Annotated in this window: 3 protein-coding genes and 2 pseudogenes; all 5 read left to right on the top strand. The window is 70.1% G+C overall.

Annotated features, from left to right (window positions below):
• A pseudogene (locus C593_RS30770) lies at nt 1-108 on the top strand (ATP-binding protein); the annotation flags it as partial.
• A gap of 355 nt (nt 109-463) precedes the next feature.
• Nucleotides 464-3,760, top strand: a complete 3,297-nt coding sequence (locus tag C593_RS0128290) for a nitrate- and nitrite sensing domain-containing protein (RefSeq protein ID WP_026278154.1) — start codon at nt 464-466, stop codon at nt 3,758-3,760.
• A gap of 10 nt (nt 3,761-3,770) precedes the next feature.
• Nucleotides 3,771-4,184 carry a roadblock/LC7 domain-containing protein gene (locus C593_RS0128285; RefSeq protein WP_005311461.1) on the top strand — a complete coding sequence of 138 codons (414 nt, stop codon included), beginning with the start codon at nt 3,771-3,773 and terminating at the stop codon, nt 4,182-4,184.
• A 96-nt stretch (nt 4,185-4,280) separates the two neighbouring features.
• On the top strand, nt 4,281-4,838 hold the full coding sequence (locus C593_RS30765) for a DUF742 domain-containing protein (RefSeq protein WP_026278152.1): 558 nt from the start codon (nt 4,281-4,283) through the stop codon (nt 4,836-4,838).
• A pseudogene (locus tag C593_RS30760) lies at nt 4,819-4,952 on the top strand (ATP-binding protein); the annotation flags it as partial. The gene C593_RS30765 and the pseudogene C593_RS30760, both read left to right, overlap by 20 nt.

Genomic DNA, 4,952 nt, shown 5'->3' with positions numbered 1-4,952 from the left:
ATCGGCCCCGACACCCCCATCATCACCACCGACGCACGCCACCGCGCCGACGCCAAGAGCGCCCTCATCACCCTCGTCGAACACGCCCTCATGGCGCGGCTCAAGTAGACGACGCCATACGGCAGTTGTCGTACCGGGCGGGAGGCGGGCTGTGTCGTTCGACACGGCCCGCCTCCATGTTCATAACGTTTCGACAGAGAATTGCCCCGGAGCGGCCACCCGACGCACACGGATCGTGTCACTGTGCTCACCTGAGTCTCGCGTTTTGCAGAGTCTCGTTCTTTATGCCCGTTATATCGGAGGTCTCCAGGACCCGGAATCCCAGATTCCAGGTGTTTGGACCGGGGCGGTCCGGCGTGCTGGAATTCGTCGAACTGCCGAGTAGTACGGCACCGCCGCATCAGTCGGCTACGAACGAACCACGGCACAGCGTTGGTGCCGACGCCGAGAGGTTGTTGGTCGAGTGAAGCGAAGCAGAACGAGCTCCGCAGAGCACCAGGCGCGGGGCAACTTCACCCCGCGGCGCACAGCGGCGTCGCCTGCGGATGCCTCGGGTGCTTCGAACGGCTCCCCGGCCGCCGGCAGCTCCAGCAGGCTGTCCCCGCGCAACTGGCGGGTGCCCACCCGCCTGAACGCGATCCTCCTTATACCCGTGCTCGTCGGCCTGGTCATGGGCGGCTTCCAGGTGAAGCAGTCCGTCGACACCTGGAGCGAGGCGCAGGACGCCGAGAAGACCGCGCTGATCGTGCGCGCCGCCGCCGAGTACGGCGAGGCGCTGCTGAACGAGCGCGACCTGACCGCCCAGACCCTGCTGCTGGCGACCAGCGAGGCCGACCGCAAGGGCCCGCAGGTCACCGAGGCGTACGAGGCCACCGACGCGGCCGCGGAGAAGTTCCGCGAGGCCGTGAAGGACATGCCCTCCGGAGAGGGCCTCAGGCAGCGTCTGGAGCGCCGTCTGGAGCTCTTCGACAAGGAGGAGCCCGCGCTCGCCAAGCTGCGCGAGGCGGCCTACTCCCGCGCCCTGGACCCGGTGAAGACCGAGGAGGGCTACGTCAAGGTCCAGCACGTGCTCATGGAGCTCTCCAACGAGCTCGGCCTCGGCACCGGCAACGTGACCGCCTACGGCCGGACCGTGTACGCGATCCAGCTCGCCAAGGCCGCCACGTCCCTGCAGCGCTCCATCGGTATGCACCTGCTGCTCCGGCCGGGCTCCGACAAGGTCCTCGACCAGCAGAAGGTCGCCTTCAACTCGTACAACTACCTGGAGCAGATCGCCATCGGCGAGTACGTCTCCGGGGGCACGGAGGCGGACACCGCCCGTCTCCAGCAGGTCATGGCCGGCAAGGCCGACGAGGGCGAGAAGCGCCTCAAGGCGGCCGGGCTCAACCCGCCGGTCGGCCCGGACAAGTCGGTCTTCACCGGCATGGCCGCCGCGATCGGCTCGGACTCCACGCCCTCCCAGCTCAAGAAGCAGGACGTGACGCCCGAGACCTGGATGGGCGCCGCCACCGCGAAGTTCGAGGGCTACAGCGAGATCGAGAAGGACCTCGTGGACCGGGCCGTGCAGGAGGCCTCGGCGGTCTCCGACGACGCCCGCAACGACGCCATCACCACCGGCGCGATCGTGGTCGTCGCCCTGCTCGCCGCGTTCATCCTGGCCGGCCTCATGGCCCGCCAGATGAGCCGCTCCATGGGGCAGCTGCGCTCCGCCGCCTTCGGCATCGCCGAGCAGCGCCTGCCGATGCTCGTCGACCAGCTCTCCCGTACCGAGCCGGGCCGGGTGGACACCCGGGTGGAGCCCATCCCGATCGACTCCCAGGACGAGATCGGCGAGGTCGCCCGCGCCTTCGACCAGGTCCACCGCGAGGCCGTGCGGCTCGCCGCCGAGCAGGCCATGCTCCGGGGCAACGTCAACGCGATCTTCACCAACCTCTCGCGCCGCAACCAGTCGCTGATCGAGGGCCAGCTGACCCTGATCACCGACCTGGAGAACAACGAGGCCGACCCGGACCAGCTGGAGAACCTCTTCAAGCTGGACCACCTGGCGACCCGTATGCGCCGCAACGGCGAGAACCTCCTCGTCCTCGCGGGCGAGGAGCCCGGCCGTCGCTGGAACCAGCCGGTGCCCCTGGTCGACGTGATGCGCGCCGCCTCCTCCGAGGTGGAGTCCTACGAGCGCATCGAGCTGACCGGCGTCCCCGAGACCGAGATCCACGGCCAGGCCGTGACCGACCTCGTGCACCTGCTGGCCGAGCTGCTGGAGAACGCCACCACCTTCTCCTCCCCCCAGACCAAGGTCCGCGTCACCGCGACCCGGCTGCCCGACGGCCGCGTCATGATCGAGATCCACGACAAGGGCATCGGCCTGACCGCCGAGGACTTCGCCGACATCAACCACAAGCTGGCCAACCCGCCGACGGTGGACGCCGCCGTCTCGCAGCGTATGGGCCTCTTCGTGGTCGGCCGCCTCGCCGACCGGCACGGCATCCGCGTCCAGCTCCGCCCCTCGGGCGAGCAGGCCGGCACCACCTCGCTGGTCATGCTCCCGGACGCCATCACCCACGGCGGTGGCGGCGAGGCGCTGCCCGAGGACGACTTCACGGTTTCGCAGATCATCCCGCAGCAGCAGTCCTTCGACAGCGCCCCGCTGCGGACCGCGGCGGAGCTCGGCTTCGACGACTCGCGCTACGAGCAGCCGTCCGGTGACGGCACCCAGCTCGACCCCGTGGGCCGTTCGCTGATACGCGAGGAGCGCCGCGCGGCGCTGGAGGCACAGGCCCACGGCGGCGACCGCCCGCTCTTCCGCGACGAGGCCGCGTACCCGCAGGAGCAGCAGGAGTACACCGGCGAGCAGGAGTACTCCGGCGAGTACGACCAGGAGTACGCCGCGCAGGGCTACCCGCCGGAGCAGCAGGACTACAGCGCCCGGAACGGCCACCCCTACGGCGCTGCCGACGGCGCCGGTGCCGGCACCGGTCAGGGCTACGACGAGCAGGGCTACGACGGTTACCCGGCGAACGGCGGCTACCCCGAGCAGCAGGACATCCAAGCTCCCCACCAGGGCGGCTATGCGGAGGGCGACTTCACGGCCGCCCAGCCCGCCGCCCAGGGGTACGACGGCTCCTATGACAACGGATCCCACCAGGAGCAGTGGCAGCAGCAGGACGGCTACCAGACCTCCTACGAGCCCGAGTACCGCACCGAACCGGAATCTTCCCAGGACGCTCCCGCGAACGGCTCCGACCGCGTAGGCTTCGAGCGTCCGGGACCCTCGCCGAGCAGCAGTCACGAACTGACCGCCTCGGGCCTCCCGCGCCGCGGCGGCGGCCAGGCGCCCGCCTCCGGGCAGCGCTCCCCGCAGCAGCAGTGGCAGCAGTCCGCTGAGCCGCAGCCGGCCGCGGACGCGCCGCAGGGCGGTCAGGAAGCGGGCGGCGGAACCGACACCTCCACCGGCGACTGGCGCTCGGCCAACGACGAGCGCTGGCAGCGGGCGGAGAAGCTCCGCGACCCGAAGGCGGGCGGTGTGACCTCCTCCGGTCTCCCCCGGCGGGTGCCCAAGGCCAACCTCGTCGAGGGAACGGCGGAGCAGACCCCGCAGGGCGGCCCACAGGTCTCCCGTGCCCCGGAGGACGTGCGCGGCAGGTTGAGCAACCTGCGGCGCGGTGTCCAGCAGGGGCGCAGCGCGGGGACGGACACGAACGGACCGGCCACTTACGATCGTCACAGTGGCCCGGGTAGTACCTACAACCAGGAGCGTTAGTGTGAGCCCGATGAGCCAGGCGGCGCAGAATCTGAACTGGTTGATCACCAACTTCGTGGACAACACCCCCGGGGTGTCCCACACGGTGGTGGTCTCCGCCGACGGACTCCTGCTGGCGATGTCCGAGGGTTTCCCGCGTGACCGCGCCGATCAGCTCGCGGCGGTCGCCTCCGGGCTGACCTCGCTGACCGCGGGAGCGTCCCGGATCTTCGAAGGCGGCGCCGTCAACCAGACCGTGGTGGAGATGGAGCGCGGCTTCCTCTTCATCATGTCGATCTCCGACGGGTCGTCGCTGGCCGTTCTCGCCCACCCCGAGGCCGACATCGGTCTCGTCGGGTACGAGATGGCCCTCCTGGTGGACCGTGCGGGCAGTGTCCTCACCCCGGATCTGCGTGCGGAGCTCCAGGGAAGTCTTCTCAACTGACAAGCGGACAGTGCATTTCCCGCCACCGCACCATAAGGTGCGGTGGCGCGGCCCCACAGGGACAGGGACCGGCGACCGGCGGTCGGAGGAGGAAACGTGGCAACACCCCCAGGCGGACACCCGTATGACGGTGCGCACCAGCCCCAGGGTGAGCACTCCCGCAATCGCTTCAACTTCCCCTCCTCGCCGAGCGGACAGGGCGGCGGCCGGCCCTACCAGCAGCCGCAGCCCGGGCCGTACGCACCGTCGTACAACCAGCCGGTGGCCCCGCGACGTGCGCCGGAGCCGGCGACCGCGCAGGGCGGCGGCAGGCACAACCCCCTGGTCCGTCCGTACGCGATGACCGGCGGCCGGACCCGGCCGCGCTACCAGCTCGCCATCGAGGCGCTGGTCAGTACGACGGCCGATCCCGCACGTCTGCAAGGGCAGTTGCCCGAGCACCAGCGGATCTGCCGGCTGTGCTTCGAGATCAAGTCGGTGGCCGAGATCTCGGCACTTCTCTCCATCCCCCTCGGCGTTGCCCGTATCCTCGTCGCCGACCTGGCGGAGGCCGGACTCGTCGCCATCCATCAGCCCGGCGGCGACGAGGCCGCGGGTGGCCAGCCTGACGTGACACTGCTCGAAAGGGTGCTCAGTGGACTTCGCAAGCTCTAGCGGCGGTGCAGCCCGCTCAACCACCAGCGCGAAGATCGTGGTGGCGGGCGGCTTCGGCGTGGGCAAGACCACGTTCGTCGGCGCCGTCTCGGAGATCAACCCGCTGCGTACCGA

It is taken from the genome of Streptomyces sp. CNT372 (genome assembly GCF_000377145.1).
The sequence above is the reverse complement of the archived record's forward strand: the minus strand, read 5'-3'. Positions and strand labels throughout refer to the sequence as shown.

Excerpts from the sequence above, each read along its gene's own strand:
- C593_RS0128285 (WP_005311461.1), top strand. The coding sequence starts at position 3,771 with ATGAGCCAGGCGGCGCAGAATCTGAACTGGTTGATCACCAACTTCGTG.